The 17,817-nt window shown below is 62.8% G+C and carries 22 protein-coding genes; 8 read left to right on the top strand and 14 right to left on the bottom strand.

Features of this window, described 5'->3' with window-relative positions; genetic code table 11:
• The first annotated feature begins 11 nt into the window (after nucleotides 1–11).
• Together KI613_RS20545 and KI613_RS20540 are read left to right on the top strand one after the other, a co-directional pair.
• Nucleotides 12–1,208, top strand: a complete 1,197-nt coding sequence (locus KI613_RS20545) for a sialidase family protein (RefSeq protein ID WP_226403005.1) — start codon at nucleotides 12–14, stop codon at nucleotides 1,206–1,208.
• On the top strand, nucleotides 1,205–1,669 hold the full coding sequence (locus KI613_RS20540) for a TlpA family protein disulfide reductase (RefSeq protein WP_226403003.1): 465 nt from the start codon (nucleotides 1,205–1,207) through the stop codon (nucleotides 1,667–1,669). Before KI613_RS20545 ends, KI613_RS20540 begins: the two co-directional genes overlap by 4 nt.
• 2 nt (nucleotides 1,670–1,671) lie before the next feature.
• Here the strand turns inward: KI613_RS20540 and KI613_RS20535 are convergent, their stop codons facing one another.
• The gene (locus KI613_RS20535) at nucleotides 1,672–1,878 is read right to left on the bottom strand and encodes a hypothetical protein (protein WP_226403001.1); all 207 of its coding nucleotides are present in this window, start codon (nucleotides 1,876–1,878) and stop codon (nucleotides 1,672–1,674) included.
• A gap of 405 nt (nucleotides 1,879–2,283) precedes the next feature.
• Nucleotides 2,284–4,341: a TonB-dependent copper receptor gene (locus tag KI613_RS20530; protein WP_226402999.1), complete on the bottom strand. Its 2,058-nt coding sequence runs from the start codon at nucleotides 4,339–4,341 to the stop codon at nucleotides 2,284–2,286.
• 162 nt (nucleotides 4,342–4,503) lie between these two features.
• Between KI613_RS20530 and KI613_RS20525 the strand changes: the two genes are divergently transcribed.
• Nucleotides 4,504–5,091 carry a tetratricopeptide repeat protein gene (locus KI613_RS20525; RefSeq protein WP_226402997.1) on the top strand — a complete coding sequence of 196 codons (588 nt, stop codon included), beginning with the start codon at nucleotides 4,504–4,506 and terminating at the stop codon, nucleotides 5,089–5,091.
• 95 nt (nucleotides 5,092–5,186) lie between these two features.
• Here the strand turns inward: KI613_RS20525 and ptsP are convergent, their stop codons facing one another.
• Genes ptsP through KI613_RS20505 form a run of 4 tightly spaced genes read right to left on the bottom strand, consistent with a single transcriptional unit; the run spans nucleotide 5,187 to nucleotide 8,526 of the window.
• A complete protein-coding gene (gene ptsP, locus KI613_RS20520; RefSeq protein ID WP_226402995.1) occupies nucleotides 5,187–6,941 on the bottom strand; it encodes a phosphoenolpyruvate--protein phosphotransferase in 1,755 nt (584 codons plus the stop codon).
• 6 nt (nucleotides 6,942–6,947) lie between these two features.
• Nucleotides 6,948–7,217 carry an HPr family phosphocarrier protein gene (locus KI613_RS20515; RefSeq protein WP_226402993.1) on the bottom strand — a complete coding sequence of 90 codons (270 nt, stop codon included), beginning with the start codon at nucleotides 7,215–7,217 and terminating at the stop codon, nucleotides 6,948–6,950.
• Between the two features lie 5 nt (nucleotides 7,218–7,222).
• Nucleotides 7,223–7,612 carry a PTS sugar transporter subunit IIA gene (locus tag KI613_RS20510; RefSeq protein WP_226402991.1) on the bottom strand — a complete coding sequence of 130 codons (390 nt, stop codon included), beginning with the start codon at nucleotides 7,610–7,612 and terminating at the stop codon, nucleotides 7,223–7,225.
• Between the two features lie 26 nt (nucleotides 7,613–7,638).
• Entirely contained in the window at nucleotides 7,639–8,526 is an 888-nt protein-coding gene (locus KI613_RS20505; RefSeq protein WP_226402989.1) for a DMT family transporter, read from the bottom strand.
• 83 nt (nucleotides 8,527–8,609) lie between these two features.
• Here KI613_RS20505 and KI613_RS20500 point away from each other — a divergent pair, with 83 nt between their 5' ends.
• Nucleotides 8,610–9,527 carry a LysR family transcriptional regulator gene (locus KI613_RS20500; protein ID WP_226402987.1) on the top strand — a complete coding sequence of 306 codons (918 nt, stop codon included), beginning with the start codon at nucleotides 8,610–8,612 and terminating at the stop codon, nucleotides 9,525–9,527.
• A 38-nt stretch (nucleotides 9,528–9,565) separates the two neighbouring features.
• On the opposite strand, the gene KI613_RS20495 is transcribed toward KI613_RS20500, so the two are convergent.
• The 3 genes from KI613_RS20495 to KI613_RS20485 all read right to left on the bottom strand — a co-directional run bounded on the left by KI613_RS20495 (nucleotide 9,566) and on the right by KI613_RS20485 (nucleotide 10,934).
• Nucleotides 9,566–9,754: a hypothetical protein gene (locus KI613_RS20495; protein ID WP_226402985.1), complete on the bottom strand. Its 189-nt coding sequence runs from the start codon at nucleotides 9,752–9,754 to the stop codon at nucleotides 9,566–9,568.
• A 112-nt stretch (nucleotides 9,755–9,866) separates the two neighbouring features.
• Nucleotides 9,867–10,433 carry a Tll0287-like domain-containing protein gene (locus KI613_RS20490; RefSeq protein WP_226402983.1) on the bottom strand — a complete coding sequence of 189 codons (567 nt, stop codon included), beginning with the start codon at nucleotides 10,431–10,433 and terminating at the stop codon, nucleotides 9,867–9,869.
• 93 nt (nucleotides 10,434–10,526) lie between these two features.
• The gene (locus tag KI613_RS20485; protein ID WP_226402981.1) at nucleotides 10,527–10,934 is read right to left on the bottom strand and encodes a winged helix-turn-helix transcriptional regulator; all 408 of its coding nucleotides are present in this window, start codon (nucleotides 10,932–10,934) and stop codon (nucleotides 10,527–10,529) included.
• A gap of 89 nt (nucleotides 10,935–11,023) precedes the next feature.
• Between KI613_RS20485 and KI613_RS20480 the strand changes: the two genes are divergently transcribed.
• The 3 genes from KI613_RS20480 to KI613_RS20470 all read left to right on the top strand — a co-directional run bounded on the left by KI613_RS20480 (nucleotide 11,024) and on the right by KI613_RS20470 (nucleotide 13,347).
• Nucleotides 11,024–11,899, top strand: coding sequence for an SDR family oxidoreductase (locus KI613_RS20480; protein ID WP_226402979.1), 876 nt, complete (start codon nucleotides 11,024–11,026; stop codon nucleotides 11,897–11,899).
• Nucleotides 11,900–12,098: 199 nt separating this feature from the next.
• The gene (locus KI613_RS20475) at nucleotides 12,099–12,416 is read left to right on the top strand and encodes a chorismate mutase (protein ID WP_226402977.1); all 318 of its coding nucleotides are present in this window, start codon (nucleotides 12,099–12,101) and stop codon (nucleotides 12,414–12,416) included.
• Nucleotides 12,417–12,429: 13 nt separating this feature from the next.
• A complete protein-coding gene (locus tag KI613_RS20470; RefSeq protein WP_226402975.1) occupies nucleotides 12,430–13,347 on the top strand; it encodes a DMT family transporter in 918 nt (305 codons plus the stop codon).
• An 83-nt stretch (nucleotides 13,348–13,430) separates the two neighbouring features.
• Here KI613_RS20470 and KI613_RS20465 read toward each other — a convergent pair whose 3' ends face one another.
• On the bottom strand, nucleotides 13,431–13,784 hold the full coding sequence (locus tag KI613_RS20465; protein ID WP_226402973.1) for a hypothetical protein: 354 nt from the start codon (nucleotides 13,782–13,784) through the stop codon (nucleotides 13,431–13,433).
• Entirely contained in the window at nucleotides 13,784–14,023 is a 240-nt protein-coding gene (locus KI613_RS20460) for a hypothetical protein (protein ID WP_226402971.1), read from the bottom strand. The genes KI613_RS20465 and KI613_RS20460 overlap by 1 nt, the downstream gene beginning before the upstream one ends.
• 153 nt (nucleotides 14,024–14,176) lie before the next feature.
• On the opposite strand from KI613_RS20460, the gene KI613_RS20455 reads away from it, so the two are divergent.
• Nucleotides 14,177–15,181 (top strand): helix-turn-helix transcriptional regulator, encoded by a 1,005-nt coding sequence (locus KI613_RS20455; RefSeq protein WP_226402969.1) that lies wholly within the window; start codon nucleotides 14,177–14,179, stop codon nucleotides 15,179–15,181.
• Between the two features lie 164 nt (nucleotides 15,182–15,345).
• Here KI613_RS20455 and KI613_RS20450 read toward each other — a convergent pair whose 3' ends face one another.
• The 3 genes from KI613_RS20450 to KI613_RS20440 all read right to left on the bottom strand — a co-directional run bounded on the left by KI613_RS20450 (nucleotide 15,346) and on the right by KI613_RS20440 (nucleotide 17,669).
• Nucleotides 15,346–15,744: a bacteriohemerythrin gene (locus tag KI613_RS20450; RefSeq protein WP_226402967.1), complete on the bottom strand. Its 399-nt coding sequence runs from the start codon at nucleotides 15,742–15,744 to the stop codon at nucleotides 15,346–15,348.
• Nucleotides 15,745–16,114: 370 nt separating this feature from the next.
• On the bottom strand, nucleotides 16,115–16,939 hold the full coding sequence (pepA, locus tag KI613_RS20445; RefSeq protein WP_226402965.1) for a flocculation-associated PEP-CTERM protein PepA: 825 nt from the start codon (nucleotides 16,937–16,939) through the stop codon (nucleotides 16,115–16,117).
• Between the two features lie 337 nt (nucleotides 16,940–17,276).
• Nucleotides 17,277–17,669 carry a VOC family protein gene (locus KI613_RS20440; RefSeq protein ID WP_226402963.1) on the bottom strand — a complete coding sequence of 131 codons (393 nt, stop codon included), beginning with the start codon at nucleotides 17,667–17,669 and terminating at the stop codon, nucleotides 17,277–17,279.
• Between the last annotated feature and the right edge of the window lie 148 nt (nucleotides 17,670–17,817).

The raw sequence follows: 17,817 nt of genomic DNA, 5'->3' as shown, positions 1-17,817 counted from the left end.
TGCGAGCTGACATGAAAACATTCGCTGGCCACGCGCTGGCCCGCTCCTTACTCCTCGGCCTTGGCCTGTTCGCCACGCTCGGCTTTGCCGCCGATGGCATGCCCGGCATGGCCAAAGGCGCCCGGCCGGAACTCGGCTCATCGGCCGCCTTTGCACCGGATGGCAGCCTGCTCGTGGCAGCCAAGCAGGGCGAGCACGTGATGATTTACCGCAGTGCCGACGAGGGCAAAACGTGGTCGGCACCGGCTGCGGTCAACGCCCAGCCCGAGGCAATTTCGGCCGATGGCGAGAACCGCCCGAAGATCGCCTTCGCGGCCGATGGCGGGCTGCTCGTTTCATGGACGCATCCTTTCCCCAAGCCGAACACCGGCTCGGTCCGCCTGGCACGTTCCGCCGACGGCCAGCGGTTTTCGCCGCCGATAACCGTGCATCAGGACACGGCGATCATCACGCATCGTTTCGAATCCATGCTGACCCTGCCTGACAACCGGGTGATCCTGGCCTGGATCGACAAGCGCGATCTCGAGTCGGCCAAGGGGAGCAAGACGCCTTACCGCGGGGCGGCGATCTACGCCGCGCTATCGACCGATGGCGGGCGCAGCTTCCAGCCCGAATACAAGCTGGCCGACCATTCCTGCGAATGCTGCCGGCTGAGCAGCGCCATCGACCGCGACGGTGCGCCGCTCTTCATGTGGCGTCACGTTTATGCACCGAACGAGCGCGATCACGCGATTACCCGCCTGAAGCCGGACGGCACGGCGGAGAACGTCCAGCGCGCCACCTTCGACCGCTGGAAGGTCGATGGCTGCCCGCACCACGGCCCGTCGCTGGTTGTCGATGAAAAGGGTGTGCGGCACGCCGTCTGGTTCAACCAGAAGGATGGCGAAGGCCGTGTCTTCTACGGTCGACCGGAAATTTCGGCAAAAAATGAAATCGACGGCCAGCGCCCGGTCGGCGGCCCGCGGGCGGCGCATGCCGACATGGCGGCAGCGGGCGGCAAACTGGCCATCGCCTGGAAGGAATTCGATGGTGAGCGGACGCAATTGCGCGCCATTGTTTCCACCGACGGCGGCGACAGCTTCACCGATGTCGCCCTCGCCAGCACCGACGGCGCCTCCGATCAGGCCCGCGTCATCCGCCGCAAGGACCAGCTATTCACCTTCTGGCGCACTGAAAAAGAAGGTTTCCGTTTATTCCCGCTGCCATGATCCGTCGATTTTTACCCCTGTTTTTCCTGCTCGCCGCCGGGCCGTTGGCCGCTGCCGATTTCACGCCGCTCGATCGTCTGGCGGCAAAGAAATTGCTCAATCCGGAAAGCCACCAGCAAGCGACCATCGTCGCTCTGTGGTCGTCCGACTGCAACTACTGCAAGAAAAACCTCAAACTGTTGTCCAGCCTGGCCAAAAGCAACCAGAAGCTGCGGGTCATCACGGTCGCCGCCGAACCGGAAAGCGCCCAGCTCTGGCCGCTGCTCAAGCCCTACGCGCTGAGCGGGCCGCGTTACGCCTACGGCAGCGATAACCCGGAAGCGATTGCCTACGCCATCGACGCCAAATGGGGTGGTGAATTGCCGCGCACTTTCCTGTTCGACGGGCGTGGCGGAAAGGAAACCGTCGCCGGCGTCATCACGACGGCGACCGTCGAAAAGGCGACCGGCCTGCGTTTCTGAGCTCAGGCAGTGGCCAGATCGACCCGGAAACTGCGCGTGGCGTGCACACCATCGACCTTGATCGGCAGCAAGACCTGGGTCCGTTCCAGCGCCTTGATGATGCGCGAAATGGTTTCGAAACGCAGGTCGGTGATGTCGGCAATATCCTGCCGGGTTGGCAGCACGACCTGACCGGCGCTGTCGGTGAATAACCGGATCAGGCCAAGCACCCGATCCGCCGCCTGGCCGCCGCGCAGCGCGACGACTTCGGCCGCCCGTTGCTGGGCCTGGGCGAGCGAGGCAAGCAGCGATTCGCCGGCCAGTGCGCCGGCGCCCTCCGGCCACGGCGCCAGCCGGCACTGGGTGAGTGCCGTGGCCGAGAAGGTGTAGCAGCCGAAGAGCAGGGTTTCGCAGCCGAGGATGTCGCCGGGAACGGCGAGGCTGGCAAATGAGGCGTCGCTCGCTGAGCTGACGTTGTCGAGCCGGACGACGCCGCTGACGAGCCGCCAGGCGAGGCCGTCGGCGCCGGCGTGATAGATGCCTTCGCCGGCCGCCAGTTGGCGCCCGGCACGCTGGGTGCCGGGGGGAATGCTACGGTCGACCGGGAAAAACAGGCTAATTTGAAAACTCCTCGCTCAGTCGAAACTGACCTGGGCCTTGAGCCACAGTGTGCGGCCCGGCTCGTTGATGCGGAAGGTCTGGTCGTAGCCGGTGACGGCGGCGCCGCCGCGGCTGATGTGTTCGGCGTAGGTCTTGTCGAACAGGTTGTCGACCCCGGCCGAAACGAGCATGGCACGGCTTGGCCGGTAGCTGGCATTCATCGAGAAGACTCCGAAACCACCCGTGGCGCCGATGTCCTGGCCAACGATGTTGCCCTTGTTGAGGTCGTAGCGTTTTTGCCCGGCGACCAGGCGGAGCAGCGAGCCGACCGACCAGGTGCCGTTGTTCCAGGCCAGGCCAAGGCGGCCTTCGAGCGGCGGAATCTGGGCGAGCGGGGTGCCGTCGGTTTCGTTTTCACCGCGGACATAGGCCAGCGAGCTGTCAATTTTCCAGTTGCTGTCGATCTGGTAGGCGGCGCCGATTTCGCCGCCCCAGGTATGGGCGTCGATGTTGCGGACGATCGATACGGTGCGGGCCGGTGTCGCCTTGACGACCCCGGACTGGACCAGGATGTAGTCGTCGATCTCGTTGTAGAAACCGGAGGCCGAGAAGGACAGGGCGCCGAGGTGGCGGATCCAGCCGATGTCGAGCTGGTTGGTCTTCTCCGGCCGGGTGTTGAAGGCGCTGGTCGACGTCGCGCTTTCTTTGCTGGCCGACACCGTTTCCCAGTAATCCGGGAAGCGCTCGCTGTGGCCAAGGCCGGCGTAGAGCGTCGAGCCGGCCTGCAGCTCGTGTTCGTAACGGGCGAAGCCGCTGGTCAGCGTGCTGTCGCGGGTCTGGCCGGCGGTCGGGTTGGCGACCGTGGTGGCGCCCATGCCGGTGCCGAGGCGCAGCGTGGCGCGCTGGTCCTGGGCTTCCCAGCTATCGCTGCGCAGGCCGCCGATGAGGCGCCGGGCGTCGGACAGATGCCAGGTTGCTTCGCCAAACAGGCCGATGTTGGTGAAATTGGCGTCCTCGGTGCGCGCCAGTTGTTCGAAGGCGGGCACTGCCGTCATCGACGAGGCGCTGCGCAGGGTGTGAATGTTGCGCTGGTAATCGGCGCCCAGCGTCAGCTGCAGCATGTCGGCCGGGCGCAGGGCGATGGCGAGGCGGCCGCCGGTCGTTTCGCGATCCGGGTTGCTGACCATGTACATGCTGCCGGCCGGCTTGGTGCGCAGCGAGTAGTTGTCCATGACGTGATCGACGTAGTTGTAATAGACCTGCGCCTCGATTTTCTCGATCAGGCTCGATACCTTGCGCGTTTCGAACTTGAGGCCGACGTTCTGGCGGTCAAACTTGACGCCGTCCATGGTCCGGTCGCCGTAGGCCGCTTCGCCGTCGCTCTGGAGCACGGAAAGTTCGAGGCGGGTGTTGTCGTTGGGCGTCCAGCCCAGCGTCGCGCCGGTGCTCCAGCGCGTGTAGGCGGAATTGACCTTGTTGCCGTCGCCGTCCTCGTAGTCGTCGCTGCTCGAGCGCGTGCCGTTGATCTGGGCGTAGAACTCGGGCGTCCCGGCACGGGCGTCGATGACCTGGTCGTTGCGGCCGAAGCTGCCGGCGGTCAGGCTGCCGTTGAAGCGGTAACCGGTTTGCGCGAAGCGCCGGATGTCGCGCTCGAAGAGCACGGTGCCTGCCGAATTGCCCGGGCCGTGGCTGACCGTCTGCGGCCCTTTGAGGATGGTGACGCGGTCGTAGGATTCGGGGAAAACGTAGGCGGTGGGCGGATCCATGCGATTGCCGCAGCCGCCGAGGATGTGTTCACCGTCGAGCAGAATGTTGAGGCGGGAGCCGGCCATGCCGCGCAGCACGGGGTCGCCGTCGGTGCCGCCCTTGCGGATGACGCTGAAGCCCGGCACGGTTTTCAGGTAATCGGCGCCGTCATGGGCCGGGATCGGTTGCTTCGGGGCTTTGGGGTCGGTGACCACCTTGAGCGGTTCATCCATCTGCGCGGCGGTGACGACGACGGTGTCGAGCACGGTGGTCTGGGCCATGACCGGGGCCGTGCCGGAAAACGCGACAGCCAGTGCGGCCGTCAGCGGACGAATGCGGTACCCCATGAAGCTCTCCCTGAATTATTGGTATTTAAGTGCGCGCTGATTGTCCGGGAGTTGCGGGCGGCCGGGAATGCGACAAATTGTCGCGCGGCAATTTGTCCAATTCCAATGGAGGTGATGGCGCCGTAGGATTCGACGCTTCTTTTCCCGCGCCGGAGTCAGTCCATGTCAGGAATGCCGATTCGTTTTCTTGTCGCCCTTTGGGTTTTTCTGACCAGCCTTTCTGCCGTAGCCGGCCCGGCCGACGACGACCTGCGCGTGGCGGCGATGTTGCACAAGGGCGGCGATACCGGGCGGGCGGTGGCGATCTGGAAGGACTGGGCGGCCAAGGGAAATATCGATGCCGCCTACAACCTGGCGGTGATTCATCAGTACGCTGACGGCGTGCCGCTCGATTATGCGGCGGCGCTGCACTGGTACCGGCAGGCGGCCGATCAGGGTGACAAGGTTGCGCAGATGCAGATCGGCCTGATGTACCAGATCGGTCTGGGCGTGGCGGCTGACGAAGCCGAGGCGCACCGCTGGTTTACGATGCATCGCAAACACCATCTGCACCATGAACATGAGCCGCAAATGCTTGCCTGGCGGCAGCAGGCGCTGGCCTTAATCGAGGAGCGCGACCGCCGCGAACAGGTGGCGGCATCGCGGACAAGCTCAGCAATGGTCGTGGCCGAACTCAGGCGCCGGGCCGGGATGGATACCGGGCGTCCGACCGAAACGGCGGCGCTGGACGCAGCGACGACGATTCGCTGAGGGCGGCCGGCATTTCAATTTTGGCGGTTTTTTCCGGTTGACCGTGGAATCCGCTTCGGCCGGTGTTTTCCTGAGCCTGCAGCCCGGAAGTGGTCTCAGCTGGCCGTGACGCCGTTCAGCTTGTCGAGTGCTTCGCGCAGTTTGCCCGGTTCGTCGAGGCGCAGCATCTTGCGGACGTTGGGGGCGATTTCGTTGACGTCGGACTTCAGGACGCGGTTCTTGACCTTGAGGATCTGCGACGGGTGCATCGAGAAAATGCGCAGGCCCATGCCGAGCAGCAAACGGGTGAGGTCCGGGTCACCGGCCATTTCGCCGCATACCGAAACCGGAATCTCGGCTTTTTCCGCCATCGACAGCGTGTGGGCGAGCAGCATCAGCACGGCCGGGTGCAGCGGGTCGTAGAGGTTGGCGACCTGTTCGTCCGAGCGGTCGATGGCCAGCGTGTATTGAATGAGGTCGTTGGTGCCGATCGACAGGAAGTCGAGGCGGCGCAGGAAGATGCCGATGGCCAGCGCGGCGGCCGGAATCTCGATCATGCCGCCGACCTGGATGTTTTCGTCGAAAGTCACCTTCTCGCCGCGCAGGCTCGATTTCGCCTGCTCGAGCGCGGCCAGCGTCTGGTCGATCTCGTGAGCGTGGGCCAGCATCGGGATGAGCAGCTTGATCGGGCCGTATTTCGAGGCGCGCAGGATGGCCCGCAACTGTGTCTGGAACATGCGCGGCTCGGCCAGTGACAGCCGAATGGCCCGGCGGCCGAGGGCCGGATTGGTCTGCACGCGGTCGCCGGCGCTGTTGTTCGGGCGCAGGTCCTTGTCGTTGCCGAGGTCGAAGGTGCGGATGGTGACCGGCCGGCCGGCCATGCCCTTGACCACTTTCTTGTACGCCTCGTACTGCTCGCGCTCGTCGGGCATGTCGCCGCGGTCGAGGAAGAGGAACTCGGTGCGGAACAGGCCGACGCCCTCGGCGCCGCAATCGAGCGCCATCGGCACGTCGCCGGGCAGCTCGATGTTGGCGAAGAGCTGCACCGGGATGCCGTCGATGGTTTCCGACTTGGCCGTCTTGAGGCGCTTGAGCTTGTTCCTTTCCAGCTCGATCTGTTCCTTGCGCAGCTGGTATTCGTCCAGCACGCGCTGGTCCGGATTGACGATGACGACGCCGCGCATGCCGTCGACGATGAGCAGCTCGTTATCGCGGATCAGGCCGCGGGCATTTTCCAGGCCGAGCACGGCGGGGATCGCCATGCTGCGGGCGAGGATGGAGGTATGCGAGGTGGCGCCGCCGACATCGGTGATAAAGGCGGCGAAACGGCGGTCCTTGAAGGCGATGGTGTCGGCCGGCGAAAGATCGTGGGCGACGATGATCAGCGCCTCTTCCTTCGAACTCTTGGTCGTCTTCAGGGCGGCGCGGCGGGGATGGCCGAGCAGTTCCTTGACGACGCGCTCGACGACCTGCACGACATCGAACTTGCGCTCGCGCAGGTAAAGATCGTCGAACTGCTCGAACTGGTCGACCAGATGCTCCATCTGCTGGACCAGCGCCCATTCGGCATTGCACCGGCGCTCCCGGATGATGTCGCGCGGCTTGACCGCCAGTTCCGGGTCTTCGAGGAACATGGTGTGAATGTCGATGAAGGCATTGAGCTCGGCCGGCGCGTGCTCGGTGTTCTCCTTCATCTGGATGAGTTCATCCTTGACCGCCTTGATGGCGTCGTCGAAGCGCTCGATTTCCTTGTCGATCATGCGCGGCGCCAGCGTCAGGTGGGCCACCTCGAGCGTCGCATGCGACATGAGCATGGCCCGCCCGATGGCGATACCGCCGGAAACCCCCAGACCGTGCAGGATGAAGCTCATGTTTGCTTATTCTCCCTCGCCGAAATAGTCGGCGATCAGCGCCAGCAGGGCTTCCATGGCCTCGGCCTCGTCGACGCCGTTGGTTTCGATGGTCACCTTGGCACCCTTGCCGGCGGCCAGCATCATGACGCCCATGATGCTCTTGGCGTTGATCCGGCGCGGGCCCTTGCTCATCCACACCTCGCATTTGTACTTGCCGGCCATCTGGGTCAGCTTGGCGGAAGCGCGGGCATGAAGGCCGAGCTTGTTGATGATGTCGGTTTCAGTCGTCAGCATATTTTTCAGTGGTCCAGCATGTTGATGATGCCGTCGCGGCCGCCATCGCGGGCGCGAACGAGCAGGGTTTCCATGCCCTTGTCGCGGTAAGTCAGGGCGCGTAACAGCATGGGCATATTGACACCGGTCAGACCTTCGACGCGGCCACGTTCCAGCAACTTTAGCGCAAGGTTGGCCGGAGAAGCGCCGAAAATATCGGTCAGGATCAGCACGCCTTCGCCCTTGTCGACCAGGGCGAGTATCTCGCGCGCCATGGGCAGGATGTCGAGCGGGTCATCCTGGGAGGTCAGGCCGAGCTGCATCACCTGCGCCGGACGCTTGTTCAGCACATGGCTGACGTTCTGGACGAGCGCCTCGCCATAGCTGCCGTGGGTGATGAGAAGGATGCCGATCATGCTCGGGATTCTAACCCGAAGTGCATTTACCGGCGGCTGACGATCAGTATGCCGATAACCACCAGCGCGGCGCCGGCCATCTGCGCCAGCGAAATCGCTTCGTCGAGCAGCCACCAGCCGAAGGCGATGGTCAGCATCGGCCCGACCATGCCGAACAGCGAAGCGCGCCCGGCACCGATCCGGCGGATCGCTGCCGACTGGGCAAAGACCGGCACGATGGTGGCGAACACCGCCATGGCCAGCCCCCAGCCATAAACCGGCAGCGGCTGGATGAAGGCGGTGATCGGGTGCGAAGTGGAAAAATGGGCCAGCGTCACGGCCGACGAAACGAGCATGGCCAGCGCCGAAAAGCGCATGGCGCCAAGGCGGGCGATCATGGTCCCGCTGCCCGACAGATAGAGCGCATACGACACGCTGGAACCGAAGACCAGGGCGCCACCGATCCATACGTTGCGTGCCTCGCCGAGGCCAAGGTCGTGAATGAAGGCGAAGCCGATGCCGAGGTAGCACAGCGCCACGGCAACGACTTCGCGCCGGGTGAAGGGCTTGCCCTGAAAGAGCACGCCGATCAGGATGGTCAGCGTCGGGTAGGTGAACAGGATCAGCCGTTCGAGGCCGGCCGAAATGTATTCCAGCCCCCAGAAGTCGAGAATGCTTGCACCGTAATAGCCAAGGCAGCCAAGGGCGAACAGCTTGAGCCAGTCGTCGCGCGTCAGGCTGGCGCCGGCCCGCTGCCCGGCCAGGCCGACCCAGAGAAAAACCGGCAGCGCGAAACCCATGCGCAGGGCGAGCAGCGTGATGGCATCGACGCCATACGGATAAGCCAGCTTGACGAAAATTGCTTTCAGCGAAAAGCCGAGCGCCGCGATGAGCGCCAGACCTGCACCATAAGCATTCGATTTTTCCAAAACCATTCCCGGGTTGATATTGGCCAGATGCCATTAAAAACGCCATTGGTGCGGCGAGCAATTGGTATTATCCAAAGCAAGCATTCGTTATGGACGAAACCATGCGCTACGATCTACCCGACCTGCGGCTGGTCGCCGCCATCGCCGATTCCGGCAGCCTGACCCGCGCTGCCGAACAGGTGCATCTGGCGCCGTCCTCGGCCAGCCATCGCCTGACCCAGCTTGAAGCCGCTCTCGGCGTGCCGCTCTTCGCCCGCCATGCCCGCGGCCTGACGCCGACGGCGGCCGGTGAATCGCTGCTCCGCCACGCCCGGCAAGTCTTCGCCCAGCTCGAACAGATGCACGCCGACCTGGCGCCCTACGCCAGCGGCCTGAACAGCCAGGTCACGGTGTTTGCCAACACCAACGCCATCAACTGTTTTTTGCCCGAAGACCTCGGCGATTTCCTGCGTGAACACCCGCGCCTCCGGGTCAGCCTCGAAGAACAGCCGAGCCCGGCGATCATCCAGGCCGTGGTGGCCGGGCAGGTCGATATCGGTGTTGTGGCTTCGGACGTCGGGCTGGCCGGCGTCGAAACCCGGCCCTATCGGCAGGACCGGCTGGTCCTCATCGTCGCCCCCGGCCACCCACTGGCCGACAAAAGGGAACTGGCCTTCGCCGACGTGCTGGGCGAACCCTTCGTCTGCCTGCACGCCGGCAGCGCCATCCACACCTTCATGATGAACCACGCTGCCCGCCTCGGCAGTCGGCTCGATGTACGCATTCAGGTGCGCAGTTTCAGTGCCGTCTGTCGCATGGTGGCGGCCGGGGTCGGCATCGGCATGGTGCCGCGTTCTGCTGCGGTGGACGGCATCAAAACGATAGAAATCACCGATCCGTGGGCGCCGCGCGATCTGCAATTGTGCGTTCGTTCGCGGGCTGCCCTTGGCCCGGCGGCGGCCGCCCTCTTCGACCATCTGGCCGGCAAGGGCGGTGTTTCGGGCGAAGCTCTGCGGCTGTCGGAGTGACGTTCGGGAGCAGGCTCAATCTGCCGCTCTCTGGCCCGCTATCTCGCCTTGCGTTCCTTTTCGTAGTCGGAATAGCTCTGCCGGTTGATCCTTGCCAGGCAGTTTTCCGCCTCGCCTGGTGGCAGTTTTCGGCATTGGTGTTCGGAGCTTTGCTGCCCTGCCTCGTAGGCCGTCTGGCAGCCGCCGAGGGTGAGCAGGCAAAAGGCGAAGATTGCAGTTGAGCGCATGGGGTTGTTCCATCCGGAGCTGGTCGAGATGCCATTGTGCTTGACTGGCCGCTCTGTTCAAAGCGCCTTCGGACGGTTGCCACGTTAGCGACCGTCCGCCCCGACATGCGCGTTACAGCGGACGCTTCACCGTCAGCGCACCGCGAATCTGGCCCTTGCTGTAGCCGGTCGCCTGATCGTGCGGGTAGCTCTCGGCGAGCTTGGCCTTGAGGCCGGCGTCCATGCCATCGACCGCACCGTGGCACTTCAGGCAGACGTCGCCGACCGGCAGCGCTTTCATGTAGCGGAAGACTGGCTTGCCGTCGATGCTGACGATCTCGCTCTTTTCCATCGTGTCGATCTTCTCGCCATTGGCGGCGCGAATGTTGAAATCGGCCAGTTGGCGAACCTCCCACAAATCCGGCGTGCCGCGCTCGGCGTTGCGCGTCTTGAGGCTGACGCGGCGAATGTCCCAGCCGGTTTCCTGGCGCTTGGCCTTGATCAGTTCCGGCGCCTGGTCCTTGCACACGGGAATCGCTCCGGCCACGCCCTTTTCGGCGACGGCTTCCTGCATCGCGGCGACCACCTTGGGGACAACCGGCAGCACGGCTTTCTTGGTTTCGGCGGTCAGCGCGGCGATGTCCTGGGCCAGGGCGGGCAGGGCGGCCAGGAGCAAGGCAACGGGGAGAAAAGCTTTCATGGCGGACTCCAATGTAAATTAGAAAACGCTTATTTTACGCCGGCTTGATGACCGCCAGGCGATTTCCCGGTTGGCCAGCAGTCCCGGCACCGCTCATGCCTCGGGCGGAACCTGGGCGGCCATGATTTGCGGCAGGTTTCCTTCGATCCAGTCGGCCAGGGCTTCGACCTTGATGGCGACTTCGCGGCCGAGCGGGGTCAGGCTGTATTCGACGTGGGGTGGGACGACCGGGTAGGCCTTGCGGGCGACAAAGCCGTCGCCTTCGAGCCATTTCAGGGTCTGGGCGAGCATGCGTTCGCTGACGCCGGCGGTCTTGCGGCGCAGGTCGCTGAAGCGGTGGGTGCCGCCGAGCAAGGCGACGAGGATGAGCACGCCCCAGCGACTGGTGACGTGTTTGAGGACGTCGCGCGACGGGCACTTTTCCGCGAACAGGTCGCCGCGCCGCATCCGCGCCGACAGTGTGGCAGACGCCTCGGCGACTTGGGGGTTATCGTTGTGCATGGGTACTTACCTTTGTGTGCGTACTTACTAAAAATTAGTATGGTTGATATTCTGCCATTTCTTCTTAACCGCCCCAAGGAGTTTCAACCATGATCGCCATCACCGGAGCCTCCGGCCAACTCGGCCGTCTTGTCATCGAAGCGTTATTGAAAAAATTGCCGGCCACTGAAATTGTGGCTGCCGTGCGCAATCCGGATCGGGTCGCCGACCTGGCCGGGCGCGGCGTGCACGTCCGGCACGCCGACTACAACCAGCCGGCGACGCTGGAAGCCGCCTTCCGCGGGGTGGACAAGCTGCTGCTCATTTCTTCGAGCGAAGTCGGCAGCCGCCTCCCGCAGCACCACGCCGTCATCGAAGCGGCCAGCCGCGCCGGGGTCAAGCTGATCGCTTATACCAGCCTGCTCCATGCCGAAACCTCGCCGCTCGGGCTGGCCGCCGAACACAAGGCGACCGAGGCGCTGCTCAAGGATTCAGGCGTGCCCTTCGTGCTGCTGCGCAATGGCTGGTATTCGGAAAACTATCTGGCCAGCGTGCCGACGGCATTGCAGTACGGGGCGCTGATCGGCAGCGCCGGCGATGGCCGGATTGCCTCGGCTGCCCGGGCCGACTACGCCGCCGCTGCTGCTGCGGTGCTGACCGCCGACAACCAGGCCGGACGCGTGTACGAACTGGCCGGCGATGCAAGCTATTCGCTGGCCGAGCTGGCCGCCGAGGTGGCGCGCCAGTCCGGACAGCCCGTCGTCTACCAGAACCTGCCCGAAGCCGAATTCAAGGCGGCGCTGGTCGGCGCCGGATTGCCCGATGCCTTTGCCGGCTTGCTGGCCGACTCCGATGCGGGCGCCGCTCAGGGCGCGCTGTTCGATGACAGCCATCAGTTGGGCCAGTTGATCGGACGTCCGACGACGCCGATTGCCGCGCAGATCAAGCCGGCGCTTGACGCACTGCACAATATGCCGGCAAAATGAATCCATGATTTCTGCTATTTCCCTGTTCGTCCTGAAAGCCCCGTGCCGCCGCATTCTGCGTGCGTGGCGCGTTGCCGTTTGTCCGGGGCCCGGGGTGAGATAGTCGAAGTTTTCTGACCCGATTTCAGCAAAGGCCGCGGATTTGAAACCCGCGGCCTTTTTGTTTTCTCCCTGTTTTTCCTCAACGAAAGGAAGTGCCATGACTCGTCTTGCCCAATGTGCCTCGCTGGCGGAAGTGCGCCACAACATCGATCGTCTGGATCGCCAACTGGTGGCGCTGATTGCCGAACGCGGCGCTTATGTCCGGCAGGCGGCTGGCTTCAAGAAGAGCGCCGAGGAGGTGCCAGCGCCGCAACGGGTCGCCCAGGTACTGGCGAAAGTAGATGCGCTGGCCGTCGAGCTGGGCGCCGATCCCGCCGTGGTCGATGCGACCTGGCGCGCCATGATCGCTGCCTTCATTGATGCCGAGCGCCTCGCCCAGGCCGCCATGCATCCGCCCTCGCCTCAACCGCACTGAACCGGAGAATACTGTGTCCATACCCTTCGCCTATCTCGGCATCATCCTGATCTGGTCCACCACGCCATTGGCCATCCAGTGGAGTACCGAGGGCACCGGTTTTGCCCTTGCCGTCTTCGCCCGCATGCTGATCGGCGTCCTTGTCGCTGCCGCGGTCATCATCGTCTGGCGCATCCGTTTTCCGCTGCACGACCGGGCGCGTCGCGCCTATCTGGTCGGCGGCCTTGGCCTGTTCGTCGCCATGGCGCTCACCTACTGGGCGGCGCGCTACATTCATTCCGGGCTGATTTCTGTCCTCTTCGGCTTGTCGCCGCTGGCCGCCGGCATCCTCGCCGCGCTGTTTCTCGGTGAGCGCTCACTGACGCGTCTCAAGCTGATCGGCATGCTGCTCGGCGCGCTCGGTCTGGCAACGATTTTCATCCACGGTGACAGCCTCGGGCATGAAAATGCGCTGCTCGGTCTGGTCGCGCTGCTCGTTGCCGTCTTCGTTTATTCCGGCTGTCTCGTCTGGCTCAAGCGCATCGGTGACGATAGCCCGCCACTCGCCACCACTGTCGGCACGCTGGCCGTCGCGCTGCCCTTCTTTGGCCTGGTCTGGTATCTGACCGACGGCCGACTGCCTGACATGGTCCCGCCACGCGCCGGGGCGGCCATTGTGTACCTTGGCGTCTTCGGTTCGGTGATCGGCTTCGCGCTCTATTACTACGTGATCAAGCACCTCGAAACCTCGAAGGTGGCGCTCATCACGCTGATCACCCCGGTCATGGCGCTGCTGCTCGGCCACTGGCTCAACGGCGAGAGCATCGGCCTGCGCCTGTGGTTCGGTACCGGCCTGATCCTGCTCGGGCTGAGCCTGCATGAATGGACGATGCTGGCCGGCCTGCTGCGGCCGGGGCGAGGCGAGCCGGCTGCGCCGGAGATTGCTGGATAGCCGTTGCGGCGAATCCCACGGTCAACCGGAAAAAAAGGGCAAAAATGAAATGGCGCCGGCGGTTCGGCGCCATTTCATTGCCTTCACGGCCGCATCGCGCCGTCCGTTATCGCGTCCTGGGTCACCAATGCCGGGCAATGTCCACTGGTCATGTAGCCGTAGCGTTTCCACAGAATGATCGTGACCAGAATGAGAGTGACGACCAGATTGCCGGCAAATACCCAGGTCAACCGTGAATCGTGGAGGACGTAGATGGCGTAGAGCAGCGCCGCGAAATGGGCAATGCCGAAGTAGCCCCAGGTCAGAATCGAGACGCTCTTCGCCCCGGTCCGGCAACGTACGGTGGCGACAATCTGCGGCAGGTAGGCGAGCAGGCGGCCGCTGTTGGTGGTCACAAACAGCCAGCCGACCAGTTCTTCCCAGGAAATGTCGGCCACTATGCCGCCCGGTGGAATAGACGCTTGAAAGCCACGGGGTCGGCGACACAGAGCTGGAAGGCGCGCTTTTCGCTGCCCATCGGGTTGTCGCCCGGCGGCTGGGATGGGTGGTAGCGGGCGGCGAGTTTGGCGAGAGCGACACAGTCGGAAGCAGCGTCGCCGCTCTCATGCTTGATGACAAAGGCCAGCCCGGCACCCAGAACCAGCACCGACAATGATGTGAAGATATAGCGTTTCATTTTCGCCCCTCGTGACAACAACGATTTCACTTTTCAAGAGCGGCCTGGAAGCCAATAACAGCGCCATCTGGACGGCTCGATATATGCAGTGAGAATAGTCGTTCGATGTCCTAGAATGAATAACGCATATGCATCATTTTGCCGGGAGCGAGAATGATTGAGTCAGGCGAGAGGTTGGGGGTTGAGGAATGGCCAAGGGCGCTCGACCGTTTCGGCAAGCTGTTGATCAGCCTTTACCGGCTGGCTGCCAGCGCGCCGGCCAGCAAGTTTCAGGAACTGGCGCTGGAAGAGGCGCGCCAGGCGCTTGAATTCGATTCGGCCTTCTGGGCCGCCGGCACAATCGACGCTGCCGGGCCGAAAATCCATACCGTTTTTGCCTTCCGCCAGCCACCGGAAACGATGGAAAACTGGGAAAAACTCAAGTACCACGACAATGTCTTGAAGAAGGCGCTGGCCCAGCCGGGGCAAACGGTCCGGGCCACGGCGCTGGGTCCGGAGGGTGGCGAGCCCTTTGTCCCCGAAGTTGTCGCCCACGCCCGGCAATACGGCATGGAGCACATCCTCGGCACAGTCGTCGTCAATATGGAAATCGGCCTGCTTGAAGGCGCCGGTTTCTATCGGGCCGACAAACGGCGCCCGTTCACCGATGTCGAGCTGCAGTTCAAGCAGAACCTGCTGCCCCACCTGGTCGAAGCGTGGAGCATCAATCGCCTGGCATCGGTTACGCCGGAGCGCCGCCAGGCCAACCCGATGCGCATCGCCACCGCTATCTGCGACCGAAGCGGCGTGCTGTTTTCGGCCGGTCCGGACCTCGCCGCCCTGCTCCAGCTGGAATGGCCCGGTTGGCACGGCCCGCTGTTGCCGGCCGAGTTGTGGGCCAAGGGGGGCGCCCGCCATGTTGGCGCGCAGATCGTCGTCAGCGTTGAAGAGATCAACGACTTGTGGTTGCTGCGCGTCCGCCAGCGTCTGCCCATCGACCAGTTGAGCCCGCGCGAACTCGACGTTGCCCGGCGCTTCGCCGAAGGGCGCAGCTACCATGAAATTGCCGGCACGATGTACATCGCGCCGGCCACCGTGCGCAACCACCTGAAGAACATCTACGCCAAGCTCGGCATCCGCGACAAGGCGGCGCTGGCCAATCTGGTGCGGCGGAATTAGTCAGGATTAACGGACAACTGGCTGCCAGGAATTTAAGAGAAACAGGCTTCTTGGGACACAGGGGGCGAATCCCCATGAAGCTGCCGAAAAGGCCAAAAAAAACCGGGCGGCAGAGCCGTCCGGCAAAGGGGGAGTGGGAGAGCAAGTCTCCCTAGCGCTCAGGGTTAGATGGCCGACAGGGCCGGGCCGTACTGGCGATCGACCTGCGGAATATGCTGCTTGAGCCAGTCGCGCAGGAAGGCGGTGGTTTCCTCGGTGATGTCGGTGTGCCCGGCATGGAACTGCTGTTGCAGGTTGATGCAGGTCTTCACCAGCTTGTCGTGCTCGAGGAGGTGCTGGTCGATGGCCGGGTAGCCAACCTTGCGCATGTTCTCCTCCTCGGCCGAGAAATGCTGGGCGACGAAGGCAATCAAGCCGTCCAGCGACCTGCCGATGGATGTACGTTCGCCGGTGCCAACCGAGGCATGCAATCCGTTGAGCAGAGCGAACAGATGCTTGTGCTCTTCATCGTGCTGCTCGACGCTGGTGGCGAATTCCTCATGGGTCCATTTGATCAAAGACATGGTTAGCTTCTTTCTGTAAATCAGGTTGATGACGTTGCCTGTGGCGGGTCTGCTCCATGCAAACGCCGATTGGCGTGGCAGAAGCGGTGGCGGCACCAAGGCGGGAATCAAGCCTAATGAATTCCATTTGCATGCACAATAACGCTAATGTCATATGCTGATCGGCGTGTTGGCCGATGATTATTGTTTTTTAACAATGAGTTGGCTTGTTTTCAAGAGCGGTGGTGTCGGGTGGTAGCGACAGGTTTTTTATCGGGTTGGCATGGCATGCCCGCGGTCAACCGGGTTTTCCATGTGAAACGTGAAAAAGGCTGACAAATGAAAATGGCGCGAACGAAGTCGCGCCATTTTCATCGGGCAGATCTGTTGATCAAATGTGTTCGGACCTGTGCGGCGAACGACGGCGACGGGTCAGGGCGGCGACCAGGCCAAGTCCAGCCAGCAGCATGGCTGACGACTCGGGTTCGGGCACTGCAGAAATGGCTACCGAGCCTTTGTCCTGGACGGTATACGCCAGCGGTGAGAGGGAAACTGTGCCGTTCGGACAGGCCTGGGCCAAGCCGCAGACAATCCCCGAGATGATCGGACCATCCGGGATACTCGGCTGATTGAACAGGGCCAGTTCGAGCTGAACGTTCGAGAGTGTCGCCAGATCGGTGCCGGCGGCGTTGAAGAGATAACCCTCGGCAAAACTGCCGGCAATGCCGCGGGCATTCACAATAAACAGCCCCTGTTCGTTTGCCAGGTAGCCGTCGACAATCTCGAAACTGGCGAAGCGGGTGCCATTGTCGGCGCCATAATTGGTCGCGCCGGTGCCGAAATCCAGATTCGGGTCGGAGAACAGATCGATCCGCCCGGCCGACATGCGCAGCGCACTTTGGTCAAGAAAGTTGCCGGAACCGGAAACCGAATAGCTTACGGTGATTTCATTGGCACCGAATTGCGTACTGCCATCGATGCTGAGCGCGCGATAGGCGCCATGTTCAATGAAACTGAACAGGTAAGGCACGTTGACATCAGGCTGTAGCTGCACGAAGCCGACGCCGTTGACATCGAGCGCCGAGATGGCTGTCGCACCGTTAGCGCCACTACCGGCCGAATTGATCTGCCAATCATTGGCCGCCAGGGCTGACTGAGAGGACACAGCGATGGCCAGAATGCTCAGGCCGTGCATCATTTGTCGAAGAATTCGCATGACTTTCAGGTTACTTTCATGAGTGTATTGAACAGTGGCCCGTATTGACTACAGCGCCGCAGGTAAGGCATCTGGCGGCCAGAATCAACGTCATCCGAATATGCCAAATGAAAATGCCGTGCGATTTTATCTTCGTCGCAAGAAATGATATTGATATATATCATTTGAATTCGATGCATATGCTGGTGTTGGCTCACCAGCAAGGCGTGAGTTGCATGAGATGGGCGGTTTTGGATTGCTACGGTCAACCGGAAAAATGCCCAAAAATGAAAATGGCGCCGGAGGTTCTGCGCCATTGCTTTGAGTCGATCTGGGCGTCAAATTTACCCAGTCTTATTCACTGGGAATCTGCTCCGGACTGCGGGGCGGGCGAGCAAAACCAAAGCTTGTTGCCTTCGCTATCGAGAAAACTGCCGACGTAGAAATCGCCATAAACCTGTACCTCGTTGGCAATCACAATGCCGCGTGCCCGCAATGCTTCCTGCGTCGCCGGGGCATGATCGGTGGCCAGCGTAACCCGTGGATTCGGGAATTCAGTCGGCGCTGCCCAGTCCGGCTTGAGCATCAGGATCACCTGGCCAAGCCACCAGCCAACCTGTTCCTCACCTTCGAAAGCCGGCTCCAGACCGAGCGTTTCCTTATAGAACCGATTGGCGCGATCAATCTCCCTGACGGCCAGGGCAACAACCTTGACCCGCTGAATGCCGAGTGGCGGTAGTGTTTGGCTCATGATCACCCTCCTGTTTTTGAACGCTGGCGCAGTATCCAGCCGGGCCATTTTCCGTCTGTGGTGGACAGCGCAAATCCGCTGAAATTCCCGTTTGTCACACGAATGGGGCGCCTATGCGCCTTCATCGCGGATGCCACGGTCAACCGGA

The organism is Ferribacterium limneticum (assembly GCF_020510585.1).
Lineage (GTDB): Bacteria > Pseudomonadota > Gammaproteobacteria > Burkholderiales > Rhodocyclaceae > Azonexus.
This window is presented reverse-complemented; position numbering and strand designations above follow the sequence as displayed.